General features: G+C 64.6%; 21 protein-coding genes. 6 read left to right on the forward strand and 15 right to left on the reverse strand.

The window, feature by feature from the left end; translation table 11 throughout:
* The first annotated feature begins 144 nt into the window (after nucleotides 1-144).
* Together MOE34_RS06100 and MOE34_RS06105 are read left to right on the forward strand one after the other, a co-directional pair.
* Nucleotides 145-720 (forward strand): TRAP transporter small permease subunit, encoded by a 576-nt coding sequence (locus MOE34_RS06100; protein ID WP_242221914.1) that lies wholly within the window; start codon nucleotides 145-147, stop codon nucleotides 718-720.
* Nucleotides 717-2,498, forward strand: coding sequence for a TRAP transporter large permease (locus MOE34_RS06105; protein WP_242221915.1), 1,782 nt, complete (start codon nucleotides 717-719; stop codon nucleotides 2,496-2,498). Before MOE34_RS06100 ends, MOE34_RS06105 begins: the two co-directional genes overlap by 4 nt.
* A 132-nt stretch (nucleotides 2,499-2,630) precedes the next feature.
* On the opposite strand, the gene MOE34_RS06110 is transcribed toward MOE34_RS06105, so the two are convergent.
* The 5 genes from MOE34_RS06110 to MOE34_RS06130 all read right to left on the reverse strand — a co-directional run bounded on the left by MOE34_RS06110 (nucleotide 2,631) and on the right by MOE34_RS06130 (nucleotide 8,090).
* On the reverse strand, nucleotides 2,631-3,737 hold the full coding sequence (locus tag MOE34_RS06110) for a TRAP transporter substrate-binding protein (RefSeq protein WP_242221917.1): 1,107 nt from the start codon (nucleotides 3,735-3,737) through the stop codon (nucleotides 2,631-2,633).
* Nucleotides 3,738-3,930: 193 nt separating this feature from the next.
* Nucleotides 3,931-5,817 carry an ABC-F family ATP-binding cassette domain-containing protein gene (locus MOE34_RS06115; protein ID WP_242221919.1) on the reverse strand — a complete coding sequence of 629 codons (1,887 nt, stop codon included), beginning with the start codon at nucleotides 5,815-5,817 and terminating at the stop codon, nucleotides 3,931-3,933.
* A 72-nt stretch (nucleotides 5,818-5,889) separates the two neighbouring features.
* Nucleotides 5,890-6,969 carry a GGDEF domain-containing protein gene (locus MOE34_RS06120; RefSeq protein ID WP_242221922.1) on the reverse strand — a complete coding sequence of 360 codons (1,080 nt, stop codon included), beginning with the start codon at nucleotides 6,967-6,969 and terminating at the stop codon, nucleotides 5,890-5,892.
* 127 nt (nucleotides 6,970-7,096) lie between these two features.
* Nucleotides 7,097-7,381 carry a hypothetical protein gene (locus MOE34_RS06125; protein WP_242221924.1) on the reverse strand — a complete coding sequence of 95 codons (285 nt, stop codon included), beginning with the start codon at nucleotides 7,379-7,381 and terminating at the stop codon, nucleotides 7,097-7,099.
* Between the two features lie 199 nt (nucleotides 7,382-7,580).
* Nucleotides 7,581-8,090, reverse strand: a complete 510-nt coding sequence (locus MOE34_RS06130; protein ID WP_242221925.1) for a DinB family protein — start codon at nucleotides 8,088-8,090, stop codon at nucleotides 7,581-7,583.
* Between the two features lie 133 nt (nucleotides 8,091-8,223).
* On the opposite strand from MOE34_RS06130, the gene MOE34_RS06135 reads away from it, so the two are divergent.
* Together MOE34_RS06135 and ndk are read left to right on the forward strand one after the other, a co-directional pair.
* Nucleotides 8,224-8,913, forward strand: a complete 690-nt coding sequence (locus MOE34_RS06135; protein ID WP_242221927.1) for a glutathione S-transferase family protein — start codon at nucleotides 8,224-8,226, stop codon at nucleotides 8,911-8,913.
* A gap of 104 nt (nucleotides 8,914-9,017) precedes the next feature.
* Nucleotides 9,018-9,440 carry a nucleoside-diphosphate kinase gene (ndk, locus tag MOE34_RS06140; RefSeq protein WP_050742909.1) on the forward strand — a complete coding sequence of 141 codons (423 nt, stop codon included), beginning with the start codon at nucleotides 9,018-9,020 and terminating at the stop codon, nucleotides 9,438-9,440.
* Between the two features lie 71 nt (nucleotides 9,441-9,511).
* Here the strand turns inward: ndk and MOE34_RS06145 are convergent, their stop codons facing one another.
* Together MOE34_RS06145 and MOE34_RS06150 are read right to left on the reverse strand one after the other, a co-directional pair.
* Nucleotides 9,512-10,009 carry a hypothetical protein gene (locus tag MOE34_RS06145; RefSeq protein ID WP_242221928.1) on the reverse strand — a complete coding sequence of 166 codons (498 nt, stop codon included), beginning with the start codon at nucleotides 10,007-10,009 and terminating at the stop codon, nucleotides 9,512-9,514.
* A complete protein-coding gene (locus MOE34_RS06150) occupies nucleotides 10,006-10,560 on the reverse strand; it encodes a CGNR zinc finger domain-containing protein (RefSeq protein WP_242221929.1) in 555 nt (184 codons plus the stop codon). The genes MOE34_RS06145 and MOE34_RS06150 overlap by 4 nt, the downstream gene beginning before the upstream one ends.
* Nucleotides 10,561-10,622: 62 nt before the next feature.
* On the opposite strand from MOE34_RS06150, the gene MOE34_RS06155 reads away from it, so the two are divergent.
* On the forward strand, nucleotides 10,623-11,519 hold the full coding sequence (locus tag MOE34_RS06155; RefSeq protein ID WP_242221931.1) for a branched-chain amino acid ABC transporter permease: 897 nt from the start codon (nucleotides 10,623-10,625) through the stop codon (nucleotides 11,517-11,519).
* A gap of 3 nt (nucleotides 11,520-11,522) precedes the next feature.
* Here the strand turns inward: MOE34_RS06155 and MOE34_RS06160 are convergent, their stop codons facing one another.
* The 5 genes from MOE34_RS06160 to MOE34_RS06180 all read right to left on the reverse strand — a co-directional run bounded on the left by MOE34_RS06160 (nucleotide 11,523) and on the right by MOE34_RS06180 (nucleotide 15,759).
* A complete protein-coding gene (locus tag MOE34_RS06160) occupies nucleotides 11,523-11,996 on the reverse strand; it encodes a molybdenum cofactor biosynthesis protein MoaE (RefSeq protein WP_242221933.1) in 474 nt (157 codons plus the stop codon).
* A gap of 3 nt (nucleotides 11,997-11,999) precedes the next feature.
* Nucleotides 12,000-12,254 (reverse strand): molybdopterin converting factor subunit 1, encoded by a 255-nt coding sequence (gene moaD / locus MOE34_RS06165; protein WP_242221935.1) that lies wholly within the window; start codon nucleotides 12,252-12,254, stop codon nucleotides 12,000-12,002.
* A 1-nt stretch (nucleotide 12,255) separates the two neighbouring features.
* Nucleotides 12,256-12,840 carry a CDP-diacylglycerol--glycerol-3-phosphate 3-phosphatidyltransferase gene (pgsA, locus tag MOE34_RS06170; RefSeq protein WP_242221937.1) on the reverse strand — a complete coding sequence of 195 codons (585 nt, stop codon included), beginning with the start codon at nucleotides 12,838-12,840 and terminating at the stop codon, nucleotides 12,256-12,258.
* A 124-nt stretch (nucleotides 12,841-12,964) separates the two neighbouring features.
* Complete coding sequence (uvrC, locus tag MOE34_RS06175; protein WP_242221938.1) at nucleotides 12,965-14,998, reverse strand: excinuclease ABC subunit UvrC; 2,034 nt, start codon at nucleotides 14,996-14,998, stop codon at nucleotides 12,965-12,967.
* Nucleotides 14,995-15,759 carry an SDR family oxidoreductase gene (locus MOE34_RS06180; RefSeq protein ID WP_242221941.1) on the reverse strand — a complete coding sequence of 255 codons (765 nt, stop codon included), beginning with the start codon at nucleotides 15,757-15,759 and terminating at the stop codon, nucleotides 14,995-14,997. The genes uvrC and MOE34_RS06180 overlap by 4 nt, the downstream gene beginning before the upstream one ends.
* 358 nt (nucleotides 15,760-16,117) lie before the next feature.
* Here MOE34_RS06180 and MOE34_RS06185 point away from each other — a divergent pair, with 358 nt between their 5' ends.
* Nucleotides 16,118-16,756: an outer membrane protein gene (locus MOE34_RS06185; RefSeq protein ID WP_242221943.1), complete on the forward strand. Its 639-nt coding sequence runs from the start codon at nucleotides 16,118-16,120 to the stop codon at nucleotides 16,754-16,756.
* Nucleotides 16,757-16,818: 62 nt separating this feature from the next.
* Here MOE34_RS06185 and MOE34_RS06190 read toward each other — a convergent pair whose 3' ends face one another.
* The 3 genes from MOE34_RS06190 to MOE34_RS06200 all read right to left on the reverse strand — a co-directional run bounded on the left by MOE34_RS06190 (nucleotide 16,819) and on the right by MOE34_RS06200 (nucleotide 19,087).
* A complete protein-coding gene (locus MOE34_RS06190) occupies nucleotides 16,819-17,409 on the reverse strand; it encodes a glutathione S-transferase family protein (protein ID WP_242221945.1) in 591 nt (196 codons plus the stop codon).
* A gap of 14 nt (nucleotides 17,410-17,423) precedes the next feature.
* Nucleotides 17,424-18,152, reverse strand: a complete 729-nt coding sequence (locus tag MOE34_RS06195) for a ribonuclease T2 family protein (RefSeq protein ID WP_242221946.1) — start codon at nucleotides 18,150-18,152, stop codon at nucleotides 17,424-17,426.
* A gap of 74 nt (nucleotides 18,153-18,226) precedes the next feature.
* Nucleotides 18,227-19,087, reverse strand: a complete 861-nt coding sequence (locus tag MOE34_RS06200) for a 23S rRNA (adenine(2030)-N(6))-methyltransferase RlmJ (protein ID WP_242221948.1) — start codon at nucleotides 19,085-19,087, stop codon at nucleotides 18,227-18,229.
* Nucleotides 19,088-19,098 lie beyond the last annotated feature (11 nt).

The following is a 19,098-nucleotide window of genomic DNA, read 5'->3' on the forward strand; positions in this document are numbered from 1 at the left end:
CCCGAAAGCCGTATTCGTCTTTCGTCTAATGCGGGCGCTGAGGCCGGGAAAACCGGGCTTCAGACTTGAAACCAGCCTTGAAATCGGCACTCTGGCTGTGCTTGGCACAAATCAAAATAACACGCTGAGCGGGGAGGAGTTCTCATGAAGACGCTGCTGGTTTTCAGCCGGCTGATCGACGCTGTCACGGAAAATATCGGCAAGGCCGTCGGTTGGCTGATCCTTGTCGCCGTCCTTGTCAGTGCCGGCAACGCCATCGTCCGGAAGGTTTTCAACACATCGTCGAATGCCTGGCTCGAGGCGCAATGGTATCTCTTCGGGGGCGCCTTCATGCTGGCCGCCGCCTATACGCTGGCCCAGAACGAGCATATCCGCATCGACGTCGTCTACGGCAAGTTCTCCCGCCGGGTGCAGCACTGGATCGACCTTCTCGGCCATTGCCTGTTCCTGATGCCCTTCGTGCTGCTGATGGTCTATTTCCTCGTGCCCTATGTGGCGATGTCCTTCCGTTCGGGTGAGGTTTCGTCCAGCGCCGGCGGGCTGATCGTCTGGCCGGCCAAGGCCATCCTTCTCGCCGGCTTCCTGCTTCTCGCCTTCCAGGGCGTTTCGGAGATCATCAAGAAGATCGCCATCATGCGCGGCGACATGGAGGACCCGACGCCCTACGTGCCGGCCCATGCCCCGCTCGACAACGCCGTCGCAGAGGAGAAGGGCGCATGATCGAGTTCATTGCGGAAAACCTCGCGCCGATCATGTTCCTGTCGCTGATCGTGTTCCTGCTGCTGGGCTATCCGGTGGCGTTCTCGCTGGCGGCGAACGGCCTGCTTTTCTTCGTCGTCGGCGTCGAGCTTGCGCCGCTGTCCGATTCGATCAACCTCTCCTGGCCGCTGCTCAATGCCATGCCGGAGCGGCTATGGGGGGTGATGTCGAACGACACATTGCTCGCCATCCCGTTCTTCACATTCATGGGGATCGTGCTTGAACGATCGGGCATGGCCGAAGATCTGCTCGATACGATCGGCCAGCTCTTCGGGCCGATCCGCGGCGGCCTTGCCTATGCGGTCATCTTCGTCGGCGCGCTGCTGGCGGCCACGACCGGCGTCGTTGCGGCCTCGGTCATCGCCATGGGCCTCATCTCCCTGCCGATCATGCTCCGCTACGGCTACGACCGGTCGATCGCCTCGGGCGTCATCGCGGCCTCCGGCACGCTCGCCCAGATCATCCCGCCCTCGCTGGTGCTGATCGTGCTTGCCGACCAGCTCGGCCGTTCGGTCGGCGACATGTATGCCGGCGCGCTCATCCCGGGCCTCGTGCTGACGGGCCTCTACATGGCCTATATCCTGCTCATGACCTTCCTGAAGCGGGATTCCATGCCGGCGCTGCCGCTGGAGGCGCGTTCGCTGGGGTCGGGCGTGACGTCGCTCGCCATCGCGCTGATCGTGGCGGCGGGCTTTGCCTATGCGGCCCATGTCTACCTCTATCCGACCCACGGCGAGAATGCCGATATCCTCGGGGCCACCGTCGGCGTCGCCTTCATCTATATCGTGGCGCTGGCCGACAAGGCGTTCAACATCAACATGATGTCGCGGCTTGCCCAGCAGGTCATCATCGTGCTCATCCCGCCGCTGGCGCTGATCTTCCTCGTGCTCGGCACGATCTTCCTCGGCATCGCGACGCCGACGGAAGGCGGCGCCATGGGCGCGGTCGGCGCGCTCGCCATGGCGGCGGCCAAGGGGCGGCTCAACATGGAGGTGGTGCGCGCGGCACTCACCTCCACGACGCGCCTTTCGGCCTTCGTGCTGTTCATCCTCATCGGCGCGCGCGTCTTCTCGCTCACCTTCTACGGCGTGAACGGGCATCTGTGGGTCGAGCACCTGCTGGTCTCGATGCCGGGCGGGGAGACGGGCTTCCTGATCGCGGTCAACGTGCTGGTCTTCTTCCTGGCGTTCTTCCTCGATTTCTTCGAGCTTGCCTTCATCATCGTGCCGCTGCTGGCGCCGGCCGCCGACAAGCTCGGCATCGACCTCATCTGGTTCGGCGTGCTGCTCGGCATCAACATGCAGACGAGCTTCATGCACCCGCCCTTCGGCTTCGCGCTGTTCTACCTGCGCTCGGTCGCGGCCAAGGTGCCCTATCTCGACAGGGTGACGGGCAAGATGACCGCGCCGGTGACGACGGGACAGATCTACTGGGGCGCGGTGCCCTTCGTCGGCATCCAGATCCTCATGGTGTCGCTGACCATTCTCTTCCCTGGCATGGTCATGCACTACAAGGGCGAGGGTACCGGCGTCGATCCCGCGACGATCAAGATCGAGGTTCCGGGCTTCGGCAGCGAGGGCGGTCTTCCGGGGCTGGGCCTGCCCGACGATGGCGGCCTCGGCCTGCCGGGCGGCCTGCAGCTTCCCGCCGGCAATCCGCTGGAGGGTGGCGAGAAGCCGGCCGAAGGCGGGGCCGACAAGCCCGCCACGGACCTATCCACCCCGCCGTCCTTCAACTGAGGGCGGAAGCAATCGAATGAGAAGGGCCGGCGCAAGCCGGCCCTTTTGCGTTCGAAAGGGCATATGCCGGAGCAAGCAAAAACCCCGGGGCATCGCTGCCCCGGGGTTTCCGTTTGCGCTTTGGATGAAGGCTTACAGCTTGCCGGCGCGCTGCTGGAGCATCATGAAGGTGTCGTAGTTGTATTCGGCGATCTGGGCGTTCAGGTAGAAGTCGCCGCGGAAGGCCTTGATCGAGTCCCAGATCTTCTTGAAGGTCGGGTTCGACGCTTCCATCTCGGCATAGACCGCGTTGGATGCGTCGAAGGACGCTTCCAGGATCTCCTTGCTGAACGGGCGAAGCTGGGTGCCGTTGGCCACCAGACGGCGAAGTGCCGGAGGGTTGAGCCAGTCGTAGGCCTGCAGCATGTTCGCGTCGGTCGCCTGGCAGGCCGTGCGCAGCAGCGACTGGTAGGTCTTCGGCAGGCCCTCATAGGCCGCCTTGTTGAACATGGCATGCACCGTCGGGCCGCCTTCCCACCAGCCGGGATAGTAGTAGTAGGGCGCGACCTTGTAGAAGCCGAGCTTCTCGTCGTCATAGGGACCAACCCATTCGGCGGCGTCGATGGTGCCCTTTTCGAGCGCGGGATAGATATCGCCGCCGGGGATCTGCTGCGGCACGACGCCGAGACGTTCCATGACCTTGCCGGCGAAGCCGCCGATGCGCATCTTCAGGCCCTGCAGGTCGGCGACGGTCTTGATTTCCTTGCGGAACCAGCCGCCCATCTGCACGCCCGTATTGCCGCCGGGGAAACCGACGAGGCCTTGCGTGGCGAGGAATTCGTTGAAGAGGTCGATGCCGCCGCCGTGGTACTGCCAGGCGTTCATGCCGCGCGCGTTGAGCGCGAAGGGCACGGCCGCGCCGAGCGCCCAGACCGGGTCCTTGCCCCAGTAGTAGTAGGAAACCGTGTGGGCGGCCTCCACCGTGCCGGCTGCCGCCGCGTCGGCGGCCTGAAGGCCCGGGACGATCTCACCGGCGGCGAAGACCTGGATCTGGAAATTGCCGTCCGATGCCTCGGAAACGTATTTCGACAGCACCTCGGCGCCGCCATAGATGGTGTCGAGCGACTTGGGGAAAGACGAGGCGAGGCGCCAGTTGATCTTCGGGGCGCTCTGCGCCAGCGCCGGGGCGGCGAGCACCGTGGCGGCCGCGCCACCGACGCCGGCCACACCGGCTTTCTTGATGAATGAACGACGATCCATAGTTTCCTCCCAATGGCGGACGGATGTCATCATCCGCCCTCGTGTCATCACGCGGGAGCTAAGCATGGCGGGGAGGGCGTTTCAAGCCGAGGGGACCAACATCCGGGAAGGCTCCCCTACGACTTTCGTCGTAAGGATTTCCCATCGCTATCCGCCTGTTTTTTGAGCGTTTATCGTGGGCGAGCGCGGCCGGTCAGCCGGCCATTGCCTCTTCATACTCGGCCGAAAGCTCCAGCCATTGATCCTCGGCCTCGCCGAGCTTGTCGACCGTCGCCGCGCGCAGTTTCGCCTTCTCGGCGGCCTTGGCCGGGTTCTTCTCGTAGAGCGCGGGATCTGCGAGTTCCGCATCAAGAAGCTGAATCTGTTTCTGCAGTTTCGCCGTCAACGATTCGATTTCGCTGATCTTTTTCCTGAGCGGGGCGAACTGGGCGCGCCGGTCGGCATTGGCCTTGCGCAGCTCCGCCTTGTTGGCCTCGCCGCCGGCGGAGGCGGTCTTGTCCTTCTCGTCCTTCTTGCCGGACTGGACGATGAGGCTGCGATATTCCTCCATGTCGCCATCGAAGGATTTCACGGTGCCGTTGTTGACCAGCCAGAGCCGGTCCACCGTCGCCTCGATCAGGTGGCGGTCGTGCGAGATCAGGATGACGGCGCCTTCATAGTCGTTCAGCGCCTCGATCAGGGCGCGGCGGCTGTCGATGTCGAGATGGTTGGTCGGTTCGTCGAGGATGAGGAGGTTCGGCGCGTCGAAGGCGGCAAGGCCCATCAGCAGGCGGGCCTTCTCGCCGCCGGAGAGGTCCTTGGCGGCGGTCGACATCTTCTCCGTCGCAAGGCCCATCTGGGCGACGCGGGCGCGCACCTTGGCCTCTGGTGCTTCGGGCATCAGCCGGCGCACATGCTCGACGGGCGACTGGTCGGGAATGAGGTCGTCGAGCTGGTGCTGGGCGAAGAAGCCGATTTTCAGCCCCGGCGCGCGCTTCACCGCGCCCGCTTCCGCCTCCAGCCGCCCGGAGATGAACTTGGCGAAAGTCGACTTGCCGTTGCCGTTCGAGCCGAGCAGCGCGATGCGGTCGTCATTGTCGATGCGCAGGTTGATCTGCTTGAGGATCGGCTTGCCCGGCGTGTAGCCGACCGCGCCGCCCTCGATGGCGATGATCGGCGAGGCGGGCTGCTTTTCCGGCTCGGGGAACGTGATCGGCTGCACATGCGTCTCGACCACGGCCGCGACCGTGCCCATGCGCTCCAGCGCCTTCACGCGGCTCTGCGCCTGCTTGGCCTTGGTGGCCTTGGCCTTGAAGCGGTCGATGAAGCTCTGGAGATGTTTTCGCGCGGCCTCGTTCTTGGCTTTCGCCTTCATCTGCAATTCGTCGGCTTCCGCCTTCTGGCGCTCGAACTGGTCGTAGGAGCCACGATAGAAGGTCAGCTTCTGCTGGTCGAGATGCACGATGGCGTTGACGGCGGTGTTGAGGAGGTCGCGGTCGTGGCTGATGATGATGACGGTGTGCGGATAGCGCCGCACATAGTCTTCCAGCCAGAGCGTTCCTTCGAGGTCGAGATAGTTGGTCGGCTCGTCGAGCAGCAGAAGGTCCGGCTCGGAGAACAGCACCGCCGCGAGCGCCACGCGCATGCGCCAGCCGCCGGAAAAGCTCTTGGCCGGGCGCTGCTGCGCCTCGTGGTCGAAGCCGAGGCCGGCAAGGATGCTTGCCGCGCGCGCTTCGGCCGAATGCGCGCCGATATCGGTGAGCCGCGTCTGGATCTCCGCGATCCGGTGCGGGTCGCTCGCCGTTTCCGCTTCCTTGAGAAGCGCGGCGCGCTCCTTGTCCGCGGCAAGCACGATCTCGATCAGGGATTCGTCCGTGCCCGGCGCTTCCTGCGCCACCTGCCCGATGCGGGCATTCTTCGGTAGCGATATCGTGCCGGCTTCGGAGGCGAGCTGGCCGGTGATGACGCGGAACAGCGTGGACTTGCCGGTGCCGTTGCGGCCGACAAGACCCACTTTCACGCCGCTCGGCAGCGAAAGGGAAGCGTTATCGATGAGGAGACGCCCGGCAACGCGGGCGGTGAGGCCGGAAATCGTGATCATGCCGGCTCTATAGAGCAATTCCCGTAAAAGTGCGAAGCGGTTTTGCGCGCACGATCACGGGAAGATGCGGAGCTACGCCGCGTTGCCCGCCCGGTAGGTCCGCCCCGACCGGTCGGCGACCTCGGCGGAGTAGATGCGCAGCGCGATGCCCGTTTCCCCCGCATAGGCGAGGGCCTGGTCCGCCTGATCGTAGAGCATGGCCGGGGATTTCGCCGAATCGCTCATCGAGACGCCGACGGTCAGTGTCAGGAAGCCCGCCGGCAGTTCGCGGTCCATGAAGGGGAAGGGTTTTTCCGCGACCCGCCCCGCCACGCGCCGGGCGATGTTGACGGCGATCTCGCGATCGACGTCGGACAGCAGCAGGCAGAAGAGGTCCGGCCCGGTGCGGGCGACGAAATCGTGCTTCTTGACCGACTGGCGGAAGATGGCGGCGAGGCGCTTCAGCGTCTTTTCGGCCGCGCCCGCCGGATGGGTCTCGGCGAATTCCTTGAGCTGCTCGACGCGGAAGAGCAGCAGCGCGGCGGTTTCCCCGGCCTCCTCCTGGAAGAGCGGCTTCAGGTGGCCGAGCAGGGCGGCATGGTTGGCAAGGCCCGTCACCGGGTCGTGGGTCAAGGCCTCGCGGCTGATGGAGAGGCCGGAGCGCAGGCCGTCGAGATGGGACTGGAGGTCTCCCATGCGGGCGGTGGCGGCCCGGTCGGCGCTGAGAATATCGCGGACCAGCGACAGCAGGCGCACCGTATCGCTGGAGAAATCGGAAATGCCGAGGACGGGATCGCGGCTCATGCGCGCGGCGATTTCCTCCAGTTCCTGAATGGTCGCGGCGCGCTGGCGATGGTTCTCCTCCGTCATGCGGGTGATTTCGGAAAGCAGGCGCACGGCCTCGCCGGCCGCCTGGCCGGCGGCGAGAACATTGTGGCTCGGCAGCGCATGGCGCAGCGCAATGGAATCGAGGGAGGCCTGGTCAGGCGTCTTGCCGAGCGCGGCGATCTCGCGTGCCACGCCCGCATTGCCGTTCAGCGCCTCGAACAGCAGCTCGTAATTGCGCGGCAGCGGCGAGATGCCGAAGCTGGCCATGACATGGGCGATGCGCGCCATGATCGGCGGAACCGCCTGCGGTGCGTCTTTCGGGGCGGAAGTTGTTTTGCTGGTCATGAAACGCCGTCGGCTGAAGGCGCGGGCAGGGACCCGCGCTCTGGAGGTTCTTGGCGTAACTATCGGATTGCGCGGTTAATTTTGCGTGTGCTGGATTGCAGATTCAACCGGATCGAGGCGGGCCTCGTCAGGCGGTGCGCCGGGCGAGCGGAATCACCCGCATGAACTGGTCGATCACCGTCGGGCGCGACGGGTTGGCGGCGCGGGGCGGCCGGTTCTGCTGCATCTCGCGCATGGCCGCTGCATAGCCTTCGGCGCGGGCTTCCTTCAGGGCGACCTCGAAAGTCTTCTCGATGACCGGATAGCACTCTTCCGGCAGATAGGCGTCCGGGGCATCGGTGCCGTAAACGCGGGCCATCTTGCAAAGCGTACTGCCGAGCAGGGCTGCCCACTCTTCGTTCGTTCTTGCCATTGCATTTCCTCTCTTCGGGCGAGGCGCGCGCCATTCGGCGTCGGCCCCAATGGCAGCGACTATCTCATTACCGATCGCCCGTGCCTGTCACCTGGGTGACAGGGCGGGACAGCCCCCGAAATCGGTGTAGAGCGCTTCCATACGCTACAACTGTATCACTACTGTTGCAGGAACAGGAAGATGCCGCTCACCCTAAAATTTATAGGTATTCTTTACCCTCGGTCCGCACGAAATAAATGAGGTCCAGTGCAAGGCTCGGGCCGCCGAGGGCCGTCAATATGCCGTGGCACTGGCCGCGGTGATGGGTCTGGTGGTTGAAAACATGGGTCAGCGCCGGCCCGAGCGGATGGGTGATGACCGCCGGATTGGTGAGCGGACTATAGGTGATGTCGCTCCGGATCTGCCCATCTGTCAGCGAATCGACAAAGGCGGCGAGGCGCGCATCCTCCGCCTGCCGCGCGGCCCAAAGCCCCGCGAAATCCTCGTGCAGCACCGCGTCGAGACTGGTCGGCGCGTCGCCCTCGCCGGTGAAACGCTTCAGCCAGATGCGGTCGGCGGTCAGGAGATGGTTGAGCGTGCGGTGAAGAGAGCCGAAGAACGCGCCGAGATTCCTGCGGAAAGCCTCGTCGTCGAGCTTACCCACCTCCGTGTAGAGGGTGCGGTTGGCCCAGGCGTTGTAGGCGGCGAACATGCGGTAGTGGTTGAGCATCGCGATCTCCATGACGGCGCGCATTATAGAGGAAGCAGCCATCGACCGCGTGAATGCGACCCATGAAATTATCTGATTTGCGCGCGGCGCGGCGCTGCGCTCCAATGCGCGCCGACCGAACGACGAGGCTTCGATGACCCGACTGCTCTACGCCCTTGCCGGCGCCGACAAGGCCCGCCAGTTCTCGCCCCATGTCTGGAAGACCGTGATGTCGCTCGCCCACAAGGGTCTCGACTACGAGACGGTGCCGGTGAGCTTCACCGATATCCCGGCCATCGAGAACGGCTGCACCGCGACGGTGCCGCTGCTGCGCGACGGCGAAAAGCTGGTGCGCGACAGTTTCGAGATCGCGCTCTATCTCGATGAGGCCTATCCCGACCGCCCCTCGCTCTTCGGCGGGGAGGGCGGCAAGGCGATGGCCCGCTTCATCGAGAACTGGTCGCAATCGACGCTGCACATGGCCGTCACCCGCATCGCCATCCTCCATATCCATGACCTGCTCGGCCCCGAGGACAGGGCCTATTTCCGCCGCAGCCGCGAGGAGCGGCTTGGCGCGTCGCTGGAGGATATCGCGGCGGCGGGCCGGGCGGAGGTCGAGGGCTTCGCCAAAAAGCTCCAGCCGTTGCGCAACATGCTGAAGGTCCAGCCCTTCATCGGCGGTGAGGCGCCGCTTTTCCCCGACTATATCGTCTTTGGCGCGCTGCAATGGCTGCGCACCACCGCGGGCGCCAAAGTGCTGGAGGCGAACGATCCCGTCGCCCTCTGGTTCGCGCGGTGCCTGGACCTGCACGGCGGCGTCGGCCATCGTGTGACGGCTGCATGAAAGTTTGAGACGGAACGCGCCAAACGCCGCCACCCCCTTGTTTTGCGGGGCGTTGGCGGCTATTGAACCGCCACTTTCACCGGAAAACCAAGGGAAACGGGAAAATGGCGATTGAACGCACCTTTTCGATGATCAAGCCGGACGCAACGAAGCGCAACCTTACCGGCGCGATCACCAAGATGCTCGAAGACGCAGGCCTGCGCGTCGTAGCTTCCAAGCGCGTCTGGATGAGCAAGCGCGAAGCCGAAGGCTTCTACGCCGTTCACAAGGAACGCCCCTTCTTCGGCGAACTCGTTGAAGGCATGACCTCCGGCCCGACGATCGTCCAGGTTCTCGAAGGCGAGAACGCGATCCTCAAGAACCGCGAAGTCATGGGCGCCACCAACCCGGCCAACGCTGACGAAGGCACGATCCGCAAGACCCACGCTCTCTCCATCGGCGAGAACTCGGTCCACGGCTCCGACGCTCCGGAAACGGCTGCCCAGGAAATCAAGTACTGGTTCTCCGACACCGAAATCGTCGGCTGAATCGGTTTGTCCGGCTGAGGCCGGAAGCCTTTGAAATGACTCTGGAACCGGGGCCGAAAGGCCCCGGTTTTTCATTGCCCGCATTTTGCCGTTTCGAAATGCGCGGGCGCCTTGCCGTCCTTGAAGACTTCCGGGTTCTTGTCATAGCCGGGGCCGACGACGAGCGGCTTGGCCGGAAGCACGCTCTGGTCGACATTGGAGGTCACGTCCACCTCCAGCGCCTGCAACTGGCCGCCGTCCGGCCCGACCACCGCGATCCTGACTTTGTAGGGCCGTCCCTTTTTCACGCAGGTCACGTCCGGGCTTTCCAGCACCACGCGCGGTAGGCCGGGGAAGATTTTCCGTTCCAGCGTCAGCGCCGCGCCGCCCGCCGGGTTCTCGAATTCGGCCTTCACGATGGAGCCGCCGGGCAGAGGCTGCGTCTGCTCCAGCGTGACGAGATAGGTCGCGTAGGCGAGACGGTAGTTGAAGACGAACATCCGGCCGGTCAGCTTCAGCGGCTCGGGGCCGGCCTCGCGCTGGCAGGCGGCAAGCAGCAGCACGAGCAGGATCGGCAGAAGTCGTTTCATGGCCGTTGGTCCTCTCGGTTGCGGCGATAGTGGCGGTTTGCCTTCGCCCGGTTGCCGCAGACGGCCATGTCGCACCAGGCGCGTGAGCGGTTGCGGCTGCGGTCGAGAAACAGCCATTGGCAGTTCGGGCAGATTTTCAGCCGCTCCGGTTCCGGCCGCGACAGCAGCAGGAGTGCGGAGCGGGCCGTCGCGGTATCGAGCGCCTGCGGCTGCGCGCCGGATCGGCGCAGCGTCGCCGCGCTGGCCTCGAGCAGGTCGGCAAGCAGCGCGGGCTTTCCTTCGCCCCGTGCTTCCGCGCGAAAGTGCCGGTCTATCGCCTCGCGCAGCGCGATCAATCCGGCGCGCGCCGTCTCGCGGGCCGGCTCCAGTCCGCCGAAAAGATCGCGTTCCGCTCCGTGCCGGTTCGCGCCGGTCGCGAAGGCGTCCATCACCGCCGGATCGGCAAAGCGGTCGATCCGCCGTTCCGGATCTGCGCGCAGCACGACGGAATTGGCGACATCGAGGGCGAGCGCGCCGCCGGAGAAACGATGCGGGGTCCAGGCGAAGGTCATGCGATATTCTAACTGGTAAAAGCAATTTTGCCAGTTATAATTTGTCGAAGCCCGGAGCGCCCATGGCCTATTTCCTGCAGCAGGTCGCCAATGCCGCGCCGGTCGCCGCGCTCTATGCGGCGCTGGCCTTCGGCTATTCCATCGCCTTCGCGGTGACGCGGCGGGCGGATATCGGCTATGGCGCGCTCTTCGCTTTCGCGGCGCAGATGTTCGTGCTGTTTGCAGGCTATGGCTGGAACCAGCTCTGGCTTGTACTGCCGGCCGCGCTAGCCTTCGGCGGGGTCGTTGCACTTGTCTATGGCGTCGGTGCCGGCCTCGTCATCGGGCGGCATGTCATGCGCCCGCTCGCCTTTTCCTCGGATAATACGGTGGTCGTCGCCGCGCTCGGCACCGTTCTGGTGCTGATGGAGACGGCGCGGCTTGCCTCCGATACGCGCAGCCTCTGGCTGCCGCCGCTTCTGGCGATGCCGGTGGTGCTCTGGAACGATCCGGCCTTCCCGGTCGTGCTCACCGTGCTGCAGCTGGCCAACACGCTGGCATTCGTCGCCATCGTCGCCATCGGCCACGTCTTCCTCTCCCGCTCGGCCTTTGGGCGGCGCTGGCGCGCGGTCTCGCAGGACCGGCGGGCGGCGGAGCTGTGCGGCGTGGATGCGGCGGGCGTCTATCTTGCGGCCTATGCCGGGGCGGCGCTGATCGCCAGCCTCTCCGGCATCCTCGCGGTTTCCTATTACGGCAACATGGATTTCGGCTCCAGCCTCGTCTTCGGGGTGAAGGTGCTGTTCATTGCCGCCATCGGCGGAGCCGGGGCGCCGCTCCGCTCCGCGCTCGGCGGCGCGGCGATGGGGGCCGCCGAAACGCTCTGGAGCGCCTATGGCGAATTCCTCTGGCGCGATTTCGCTATCTTCTCGGCGCTGGTGCTGCTGCTCGTGATCTTCCGGCGGGAGCGGCCGGCGCCGTAAGGCTCAGGCCCACTTGTCCCGCGCCCGGTCGTCGCTGTCCTTGGCGTCGACCCAGCCGCCGACGCTGCCGTGGGCAAAGTGCTCCTTCTTCCAGAAGGGCGCGGAGGTCTTCAGGTAGTCCATGACGAAGGACGCGCCGTCGAAGGCGGCGTGGCGGTGCGGGGCGGCGGCGATGACGAGCACGATGTTGCCGCCCGGCGCGATCCTGCCAACGCGGTGGATTGCCGTGATGCCGAGAAGCGAGAAGCGCTCGACGGCCAGCCGGCAGATGCGGCCGATCTCCGCCTCGGCCATGCCGGGATAATGCTCCAGCTCCAGCGCGGAAAGTTTGCCGCCCTCGTCGCGGCAAAGGCCGGTGAAGGTCACGACGGCACCCGCCGAGGCCCCGCCAGCCGTAAGGCGCGCCGTTTCGGCCATAACGTCGAAATCGTCCGTCTGGACGCGCACGACGACCGGAGCCGAAACGCCGCCGGCCATGGTTCAGCCCCCCGTCATCGGTGGGAAGAGGGCGATCTCGCGTGCGCCGGCGATAGGCTCGTCGTGCTCGACATGCTCGTGGTTGATCGCGATGCGGATGACCTTGTCATGCTCCAGCGCGTAGGCGTAGTCCTCGCCGAGCGTCTTGAGGTGCCGGAGCAGGTCGCCGCCGGTCTTGACGGAGGCGGGCAGGTCGATCTCTTCTTCGCCCTTGCCGATCCGTTCGCGCACCCAGGCGAAATAGACGAGCTTCGTCATCCTATTCGTCCACGATATGCTTCAGGCCGACGCGGAAATAGTCGTAGCCGGTATACATGGTGATGAGCGCGGCGACCCAGAGCAGGGTGATGCCGATCTCGGTCGTGTAGGGCAGGACCTTGTCGCCGGCGGGGCCGGCCAGCAGGAAGGCGATGGCGAACATCTGGATCGCCGTCTTCCACTTGGCGATGCGCGTCACCGGCACGGAGACCTTGAGGTCGGCGAGATATTCGCGCAGGCCCGAGACGAGGATTTCGCGGCACAGGATGATGATGGCGGCCCAGATCGTCCAGCCGGCGATCGTGCCGTCGGCGGCCATCAGCAGCAGCACGGAGGCGACCAGCAGCTTGTCGGCGATCGGGTCCAGCATGCGGCCGATATTCGACGTCTGGTTCCAGATGCGGGCGAGATAGCCGTCGAGATAGTCGGTGATCGAGGCGGCGACGAACAGCCAGAAGGCCGCCCAGCGCGCGAAGTCCGACGATTCCAGCCGTCCCTCGATGAAGAAGCACAGCACGATCAGGGGAACGGCCAGGATACGGCCGTAGGTGAGGAGATTCGGAATGCTATATGCGCGGGAAGCCATGGATTTTTCAGTCTCGACTGTCTGTGCGGGTAGATGAGGTCTTTGTGCGAGCGTCGTCAACCTTTGTTTCCGGCAATTCTTGGCGAATTTACGGAGGGTTGGCGGAAAAGCCGGAATATCGCCGTTAACCCGCCGCGTCGTCGTGGAAATGGTTGTAGACGATCCGCGCGACGCTCTCCGAAATGCCGCCCACGGCCATCAGGTCCGCCATTGCGGCGCGCGAAACGGCCTTGGCGGTGCCGAAGTGCTGGAGCAAGGCGCGCTTGCGCGTCGGGCCGATGCCGGCGATCTCGTCGAGCGGGTTCTTGACCAGTTCCTTCTTGCGCCGCGCCCGGTGCGAGCCGATGGCGAAGCGGTGTGCCTCGTCGCGCAGGCGCTGCACGAAATAGAGCACCGGATCGCGCGGCGGCAGCGAGAAGTCGGCAATGCCCTTCATGAAGAATCGCTCGCGCCCCGCCTCGCGGTCCGCGCCCTTGGCGACGCCGATGGCGATGACCTGGTCGGTAATACCGAGCTCTTCCAGAATCGCCCGCACCGCCGTCATCTGCCCCTGGCCGCCGTCGATAAGGATGACATCGGGCCAGGCGGGGAAGGGCAGGTCCACTGCGTCCGCGCCCGGGTCGGCATTGCGGTCCGGCAGGCCCTCTTCCTTGATGAGGCGCGAGAAGCGCCGGGTCATGACCTCCTTCATCATGCCGAAGTCGTCGCCGGGCGTGATGTCGGTCGATTTGATGTTGAACTTGCGATACTGCCCCTTCACGAAGCCTTCTGGCCCCGCCACGACCATGCCGCCCACGGCATTGGTGCCCATGATATGCGAGTTGTCGTAGATTTCGATGCGGCGCGGCACGGAGGGCAGCTTGAAAGTCGAGGCAAAACCTTCGAGCAGGCGCGACTGCGAAGCCGTTTCGGCGAGCTTGCGGCCATGCGCCTCGCGGGCATTGGCCACCACATGGTCGACAAGGTCCTTCTTCTCGCCGCGTTGCGGCACGGAGATCGTCACCTTGTAGTTGGACCGCTCGGAGAGCGCCTGCGAGAGCAGGTCGATTTCCTCGACCGGCTCGGACAGCAGAATCTGCCGCGGACAGGGCTTGTCGTCGTAGAACTGGGCAAGGAAGGCGTTGAGCACTTCCGCGCCGGTAAGCTGCGGGTCGGCCTTGGGGAAATAGGCGCGGTTGCCCCAGTTCTGCCCGGTGCGGAAGAAGAAGACCTGGATGCAGGAAACGCCGCCCTCGTGATGGATGGCGAAGACGTCGGCCTCTTCCACGCCGGCCGGGTTGATGCCCTGATGGCTCTGGACGTGCGAAAGCGCCGCCAGCCGGTCGCGATAGACGGCAGCGCGCTCGAAATCGAGGTCCTGCGATGCGGCGTTCATGGCCTCGGCCATCTGCGCCTTCACCTTCTGGCTCTTGCCGGAGAGGAAGTCCTTCGCCTCCTGCACCAGCTCGGCATAGTCCCGGTCGCTGATCTCATGGGTGCAGGGCGCGGAGCAGCGCTTGATCTGATAGAGCAGGCACGGCCGGCTGCGCGTCTCGAAGACGCTGTCCGTGCAGGTGCGCAGAAGAAAGGCGCGTTGCAGCGAATTGATGGTGCGCCCTACGGCGCCCGCCGAGGCGAAGGGGCCGAAATAGTCGCCCTTGCGGCTGCGCGCGCCGCGATGCTTGAAGATCGCCGGTGCGCGGCTGTCGCCTGTCAGGAGGATGTAGGGGAAGGACTTGTCGTCGCGCAGAAGCACGTTGAAGCGCGGGCGCAGGCGCTTGATGAGATTCGCCTCCAGCAGCAGCGCCTCGGTCTCGGTGCGCGTGGTGACGAATTCCATGTTCGCCGTCAGGCGAATCATCTGGGTGATGCGGTTGGAGTGGCCGCGGCCCTGCGCATAGTTCGTCACGCGCTTCTTCAGGCTGCGCGCCTTGCCGACATAGAGCACGTCGCCATCGGCGTTGAACATGCGGTAGACGCCCGGGCTGTTCGGCAGGCGCTTGACGAAGAGCTGGATCAGCTCGGCCCCGATCAGGCCTTCCGGCGCGTCGCCGCCCTCGTTCCAGTCTATGCCGGACGCGGCGACGCCTTCGGGCGGGCTTTCCTGAAGCTCGTCCTCATCGTCGGTCTCGTTCTCGTCATAGAGGATGCCGCCATCCTCCACCTTCCGGCCGTTCATTCCGCTATTCCCCAGACATCGGGTGTTTCCCAGGCAAGATGCTGCCCGCCGTCGAGCGCTATCATTTGCCCCGTAATGGAAGGCGTGTCGAACAAAAAGCGAACCGTGCGTCCAAATTCGTCCAGTGAAGGCCCGCGCCGGAGGATCAATCCCTCCACCTGCGCCCGGAAGGCCGCGTCGTCCTGCCGCTCGCTCGGCAGCGAGGGGCCGGGGCCGATGGCGTTGACGCGCACGCGTGGCGCAAAGCCCTGAGCCATGGTGCGCGTCGCCATCCACAGCGCCGATTTCGACAGGGTGTAGGAATAGTAGCGCGGCGTGGGATTCCAGACGCGCTGGTCGATGATGTTGACGATGGAGCCGGACATCTCGTCCGGAAGCTGCCGTACGAAATCGCGGGCGAGAATGGAGGGGGCCTTCACATGGACGGCGAAATGCCGGTCGAGAAGCGTATCGTCGAAGGCCTCGACCGTATCGGGCCGGAAGACGGAGGCGTTGTTGACGAGCAGGTCGAGCGGACCGAGCGCAGCGGTCGCTGCCTTGATGAGCCGTCCCGTCGCCGCGCCGTCGGCAAGGTCGCATCGCACGGCGACGGCTCTTCCTCCCTCGGCATCGATGCGGCGGGCAATGGCCTCCGCCTCCGCGATGGATTCGTTCGCATGGATGGCGACCGCGAAACCGTGCGCCGCCAGATTCTCGACGATGGCCTTGCCGATGCGCCTTGCGCCGCCCGTCACGAGGGCCGTCTTCAGGGGCTTGTTCAAGAAATATCCGTCCTGCCGATTCATTTGATTAACCGGTCAAAGATATAGACATCTCTGCGCAGGCTTAAACTCCCCCTGAAAATTGGTTGCAGAAAAATTAACTGCAAAAGGTGCTTCGAAGTAATTTGGAGTATATTTTATCGTATTCTTGGTTTGTTGAAATCGTGGTTAATGAATTCCCTGTTGTTCAAAAGTCACATCCCATTTGTGCCGCGTGTCTGCCACAATCATTTCACATTTTGGCTCTTTCATTTCCTCAATCTTTATTCAAATTCCCCTCAACCGGGCGGGACTGAACAGGAATGACGATGCCCGAAAGCCTCCCAAGAGAGGGCGTCGTTTAGTAAAGGAGAATAACATGCGTACACTTATCGCCACCCTCATCGCTTCGACCGTTTCCATGGTCGCCTTCCAGGCCGCTCACGCCGCTGACGCCATCGACGAAGTTCCGCAGGCTCCGGCCGCTGAATATTCCGAGCCGGTCGTCAAGAACTGGTCGGGCGCCTATGTCGGTGGTAACGCCACCTGGCAGAAGGGCAAGTTCAACGGCCAGGATCAGGATCGCGGCCATGCCCTCGGCGGCGGCCTCTACGGCGGTTACAACATGCAGAGCGGCCAGCTCGTCTACGGTGCCGAAGCCGACCTCAACTACTCGGGCGTCGACAACAACTCGCATGGCTTCACCGCCAAGCAGGGCGCGAACGGCTCGATCCGCGGCCGCGTCGGTGTCGACCTGAACCCGGTTCTCGTCTACGGCACGGGTGGTGTCGCCGCCTCGAACGTTGAAGTCGAGACGAATGCGGGCGCCAAGGACGATGCGACCCTGCTCGGCTGGACCGCCGGCGCCGGCGTCGAAGCCTTCGTCACGGACAACGTCACGGCTCGCGTCGAATACCGCTACAGCGACTACGGCAAGAAGACCTTCCACGGTGCGAACGGCCAGCGCAGCGGCTTCGAAGACCACAGCATCCGCGTCGGTATGGGCGTGAAGTTCTAAGCCTTAAAGGCTCTGGAAATACGGAAAAGGCCGCGGAGCGATCCGCGGCCTTTTTGCTGTGCTCAATCCTTGAACTTTGCGTAGTCGGGGAAGACGGCCTCGAAGCGGGCGAGGTAGCGCTTCAGCTTCGGCCGGCCGCGCTGCCATTTTCCGGCAAAGCGCAGACCGATGTAGCGCAGCATGGCGGCGAGCGCGAAGTGGCCGGCATTCGGCTTCTTGCCGAGACGCGGCATGTTGGCCTCCAGATGGTCGAGCGTGCGTTCCACCTTCTGCCACTGGCGGTCGATCCACGGCTGGTGGATCTTCTCCTCCGGCCGGGCGCGGCGCTCGTAGACGATGGCGAGCAGGCTGTCGCAGACGCCGTCGGCGGTCGCTTCCAGCACGTCGACCTCCGTGCGCTTGACGCTATTGCGCGGATAGAGCGAACCGCGCGTCTGGCGGTCGATGTAATTCATGATCGCGCGGCTGTCGTAGACGGCGAGGCCGTCGTCGGTCAGGAGCGTCGGAATCTTGCCGAGAGGGTTGGCCGCCAGAAGCTCGGCCGGGTCGGCATTGGTGTCGACCGCCACCGATTCGGCCGGAAGGCCGGCATAGAGCGCGGCCATGCGCACCTTGGTGGAATAGGGCGAGGCGTCGGAATAGAAGATCTTCATGGGCGGTTCCTGTTCTAGCGGATGGGCGGCTGTTCGATGGTCTTGGCGCGGCAGGCGGCGCGGTCGACGGCGGGGCAGGGACGGAAGGAAAGATCGGCATTCATGCAGATGCGGACCTCTTCCAGTTGCCCGTCGGCGCAGGTGACGGCGATGCCTCCGGCGGAGAGGCCGGAATTGGCGGCAATGAAGGCCTTTTCCACGGCTTCGGGCGCAAGACGCCGGCCGCCGTGCTGTTCTTCCAGTTCGGCGGGAATGCGGACGCGCTCGAAGGCGGCGCGGGTCACGGCGAAGTAGTCCTTCTGGCCAAGGCCGGAGCAACTGCCGTGCTTGCGCCATTGATGGCCGATCAGCCCCATGGAGGGAATGATGTCGAGCACGGTGCGGCCAAGGCTTTCCGGCACGCGGTCCGATTCCCGCGTCGAACAGTATTCTGGATAGCCGCGCTCGTTCTGCGGCCACAGGCCATGCACGATGAAGCCGTTGTCCTCGCCGCGCCGGCACTGCTGCGTCCTGCCGCTCGAATCGTTTTCGGCGCACCAGGTCGGCGACCACGAAAGCGACAGCACGTAGAAATCGAAGCCCTTGCCGAGCGGCACCTGCGTCCGTTTCTCCGGCGCGGCCCGATCCGTTCCCGCCTTCGGCTTCTCTGCGGGCTTTTCTTCACTGCAGCCGGCAAGCATGGCCAGCCCGGCGAGCAGCAGCCAGGCGGAGCGCGCAGCGATGGAGGAGGGCAGCCGGATCATCGGTGGGCTGCGGAGAAAGGCGTCATGAAGGTCTCCCGGTTCGGCGCGCGATTGTTGCCGCCGAACGCCAAAGGTCAAGAGGCCTTCGTTTCCCCCGCAAGCCAGAAGGCGCGCGCCGAGGCGAAGCGGTCCTGCGCCAGCTTTTCCTTGAGGAAGGGCAGCAGCACGTCGAGCTCCTGCTTCAGCGTGAAGGGCGGGTTGACGACGATGAGGCCGGAGCCGGTCAGCCCCGTCGTTTCGCGGTCGCTCTTCACGGAAAGCTCGGCGCACAGCATCTTGGGAATGCCCGTCTCCTTCAGCGCCTTGTGGAAGGCGGCGATCGGCGCATTCTTCTTCAGCGGATACCACAGGCAATAGACCCCGCCGGCAAAGCGGCGCACGGCCTTTTCCAGTCCGTCCACCAGCCGCTCGTATTCGCCCTCGATCTCGAAGGGCGGGTCGACCAGCACGATGCCGCGCTTCTCCTTCGGCGGCAGATGCGCGCCGAGCGAGAGCCAGCCGTCGAGATGCGTGACGCGGCTCTGGAAGTCACCGTCGAAGAGGCGATGCAGCGTCTCGTAATCATCGGGATGCAGTTCCATGGCCGAAAGCCGGTCCTGCGGGCGGAAGAGCATGCGGGCAAGTTTTGGCGAGCCCGGATAATGGGTTAACCCGCCCTGCGGATTCAATTCCTGAATGACCTTCAGATAGGGCGCGAGGATTTCAGCCACCGCGGGGGGCATGTCGCTTTCGAGAAGCCGGCCGATCCCGTCCAGCCATTCGCCGGTCTTCTGCGCCTCTTCGCTGGAAAGGTCGTAGAGGCCGATGCCCGCATGGGTGTCGAGCACGCGGAACGCCTTGTCCTTGCCCTGCATATAGGTGACGAGGCGCGCCAGCACGGCATGTTTGAGCACATCCGCGAAGTTGCCGGCGTGGTAGATATGGCGATAGTTCATGGAGCGCTGCC

The organism is Shinella zoogloeoides (genome assembly GCF_022682305.1).
GTDB classification, from domain to species: Bacteria; Pseudomonadota; Alphaproteobacteria; order Rhizobiales; family Rhizobiaceae; genus Shinella; species Shinella zoogloeoides_B.

Bases quoted from the DNA above. Each gene is read 5' to 3' on its own strand.
- MOE34_RS06100 (WP_242221914.1), top strand. From the start codon at position 145: ATGAAGACGCTGCTGGTTTTCAGCCGGCTGATCGACGCTGTCACGGAA.
- MOE34_RS06105 (WP_242221915.1), top strand. From the start codon at position 717: ATGATCGAGTTCATTGCGGAAAACCTCGCGCCGATCATGTTCCTGTCG.
- MOE34_RS06110 (WP_242221917.1), bottom strand. From the start codon at position 3,737: ATGGATCGTCGTTCATTCATCAAGAAAGCCGGTGTGGCCGGCGTCGGT.
- MOE34_RS06115 (WP_242221919.1), bottom strand. From the start codon at position 5,817: ATGATCACGATTTCCGGCCTCACCGCCCGCGTTGCCGGGCGTCTCCTC.
- MOE34_RS06120 (WP_242221922.1), bottom strand. From the start codon at position 6,969: ATGACCAGCAAAACAACTTCCGCCCCGAAAGACGCACCGCAGGCGGTT.
- MOE34_RS06125 (WP_242221924.1), bottom strand. From the start codon at position 7,381: ATGGCAAGAACGAACGAAGAGTGGGCAGCCCTGCTCGGCAGTACGCTT.
- MOE34_RS06130 (WP_242221925.1), bottom strand. From the start codon at position 8,090: ATGCTCAACCACTACCGCATGTTCGCCGCCTACAACGCCTGGGCCAAC.
- MOE34_RS06135 (WP_242221927.1), top strand. From the start codon at position 8,224: ATGACCCGACTGCTCTACGCCCTTGCCGGCGCCGACAAGGCCCGCCAG.
- ndk (WP_050742909.1), top strand. From the start codon at position 9,018: ATGGCGATTGAACGCACCTTTTCGATGATCAAGCCGGACGCAACGAAG.
- MOE34_RS06145 (WP_242221928.1), bottom strand. From the start codon at position 10,009: ATGAAACGACTTCTGCCGATCCTGCTCGTGCTGCTGCTTGCCGCCTGC.
- MOE34_RS06150 (WP_242221929.1), bottom strand. From the start codon at position 10,560: ATGACCTTCGCCTGGACCCCGCATCGTTTCTCCGGCGGCGCGCTCGCC.
- MOE34_RS06155 (WP_242221931.1), top strand. From the start codon at position 10,623: ATGGCCTATTTCCTGCAGCAGGTCGCCAATGCCGCGCCGGTCGCCGCG.
- MOE34_RS06160 (WP_242221933.1), bottom strand. From the start codon at position 11,996: ATGGCCGGCGGCGTTTCGGCTCCGGTCGTCGTGCGCGTCCAGACGGAC.
- moaD (WP_242221935.1), bottom strand. From the start codon at position 12,254: ATGACGAAGCTCGTCTATTTCGCCTGGGTGCGCGAACGGATCGGCAAG.
- pgsA (WP_242221937.1), bottom strand. From the start codon at position 12,840: ATGGCTTCCCGCGCATATAGCATTCCGAATCTCCTCACCTACGGCCGT.
- uvrC (WP_242221938.1), bottom strand. From the start codon at position 14,998: ATGAACGGCCGGAAGGTGGAGGATGGCGGCATCCTCTATGACGAGAAC.
- MOE34_RS06185 (WP_242221943.1), top strand. From the start codon at position 16,118: ATGCGTACACTTATCGCCACCCTCATCGCTTCGACCGTTTCCATGGTC.
- MOE34_RS06190 (WP_242221945.1), bottom strand. From the start codon at position 17,409: ATGAAGATCTTCTATTCCGACGCCTCGCCCTATTCCACCAAGGTGCGC.
- MOE34_RS06195 (WP_242221946.1), bottom strand. From the start codon at position 18,152: ATGATCCGGCTGCCCTCCTCCATCGCTGCGCGCTCCGCCTGGCTGCTG.
- MOE34_RS06200 (WP_242221948.1), bottom strand. From the start codon at position 19,087: ATGAACTATCGCCATATCTACCACGCCGGCAACTTCGCGGATGTGCTC.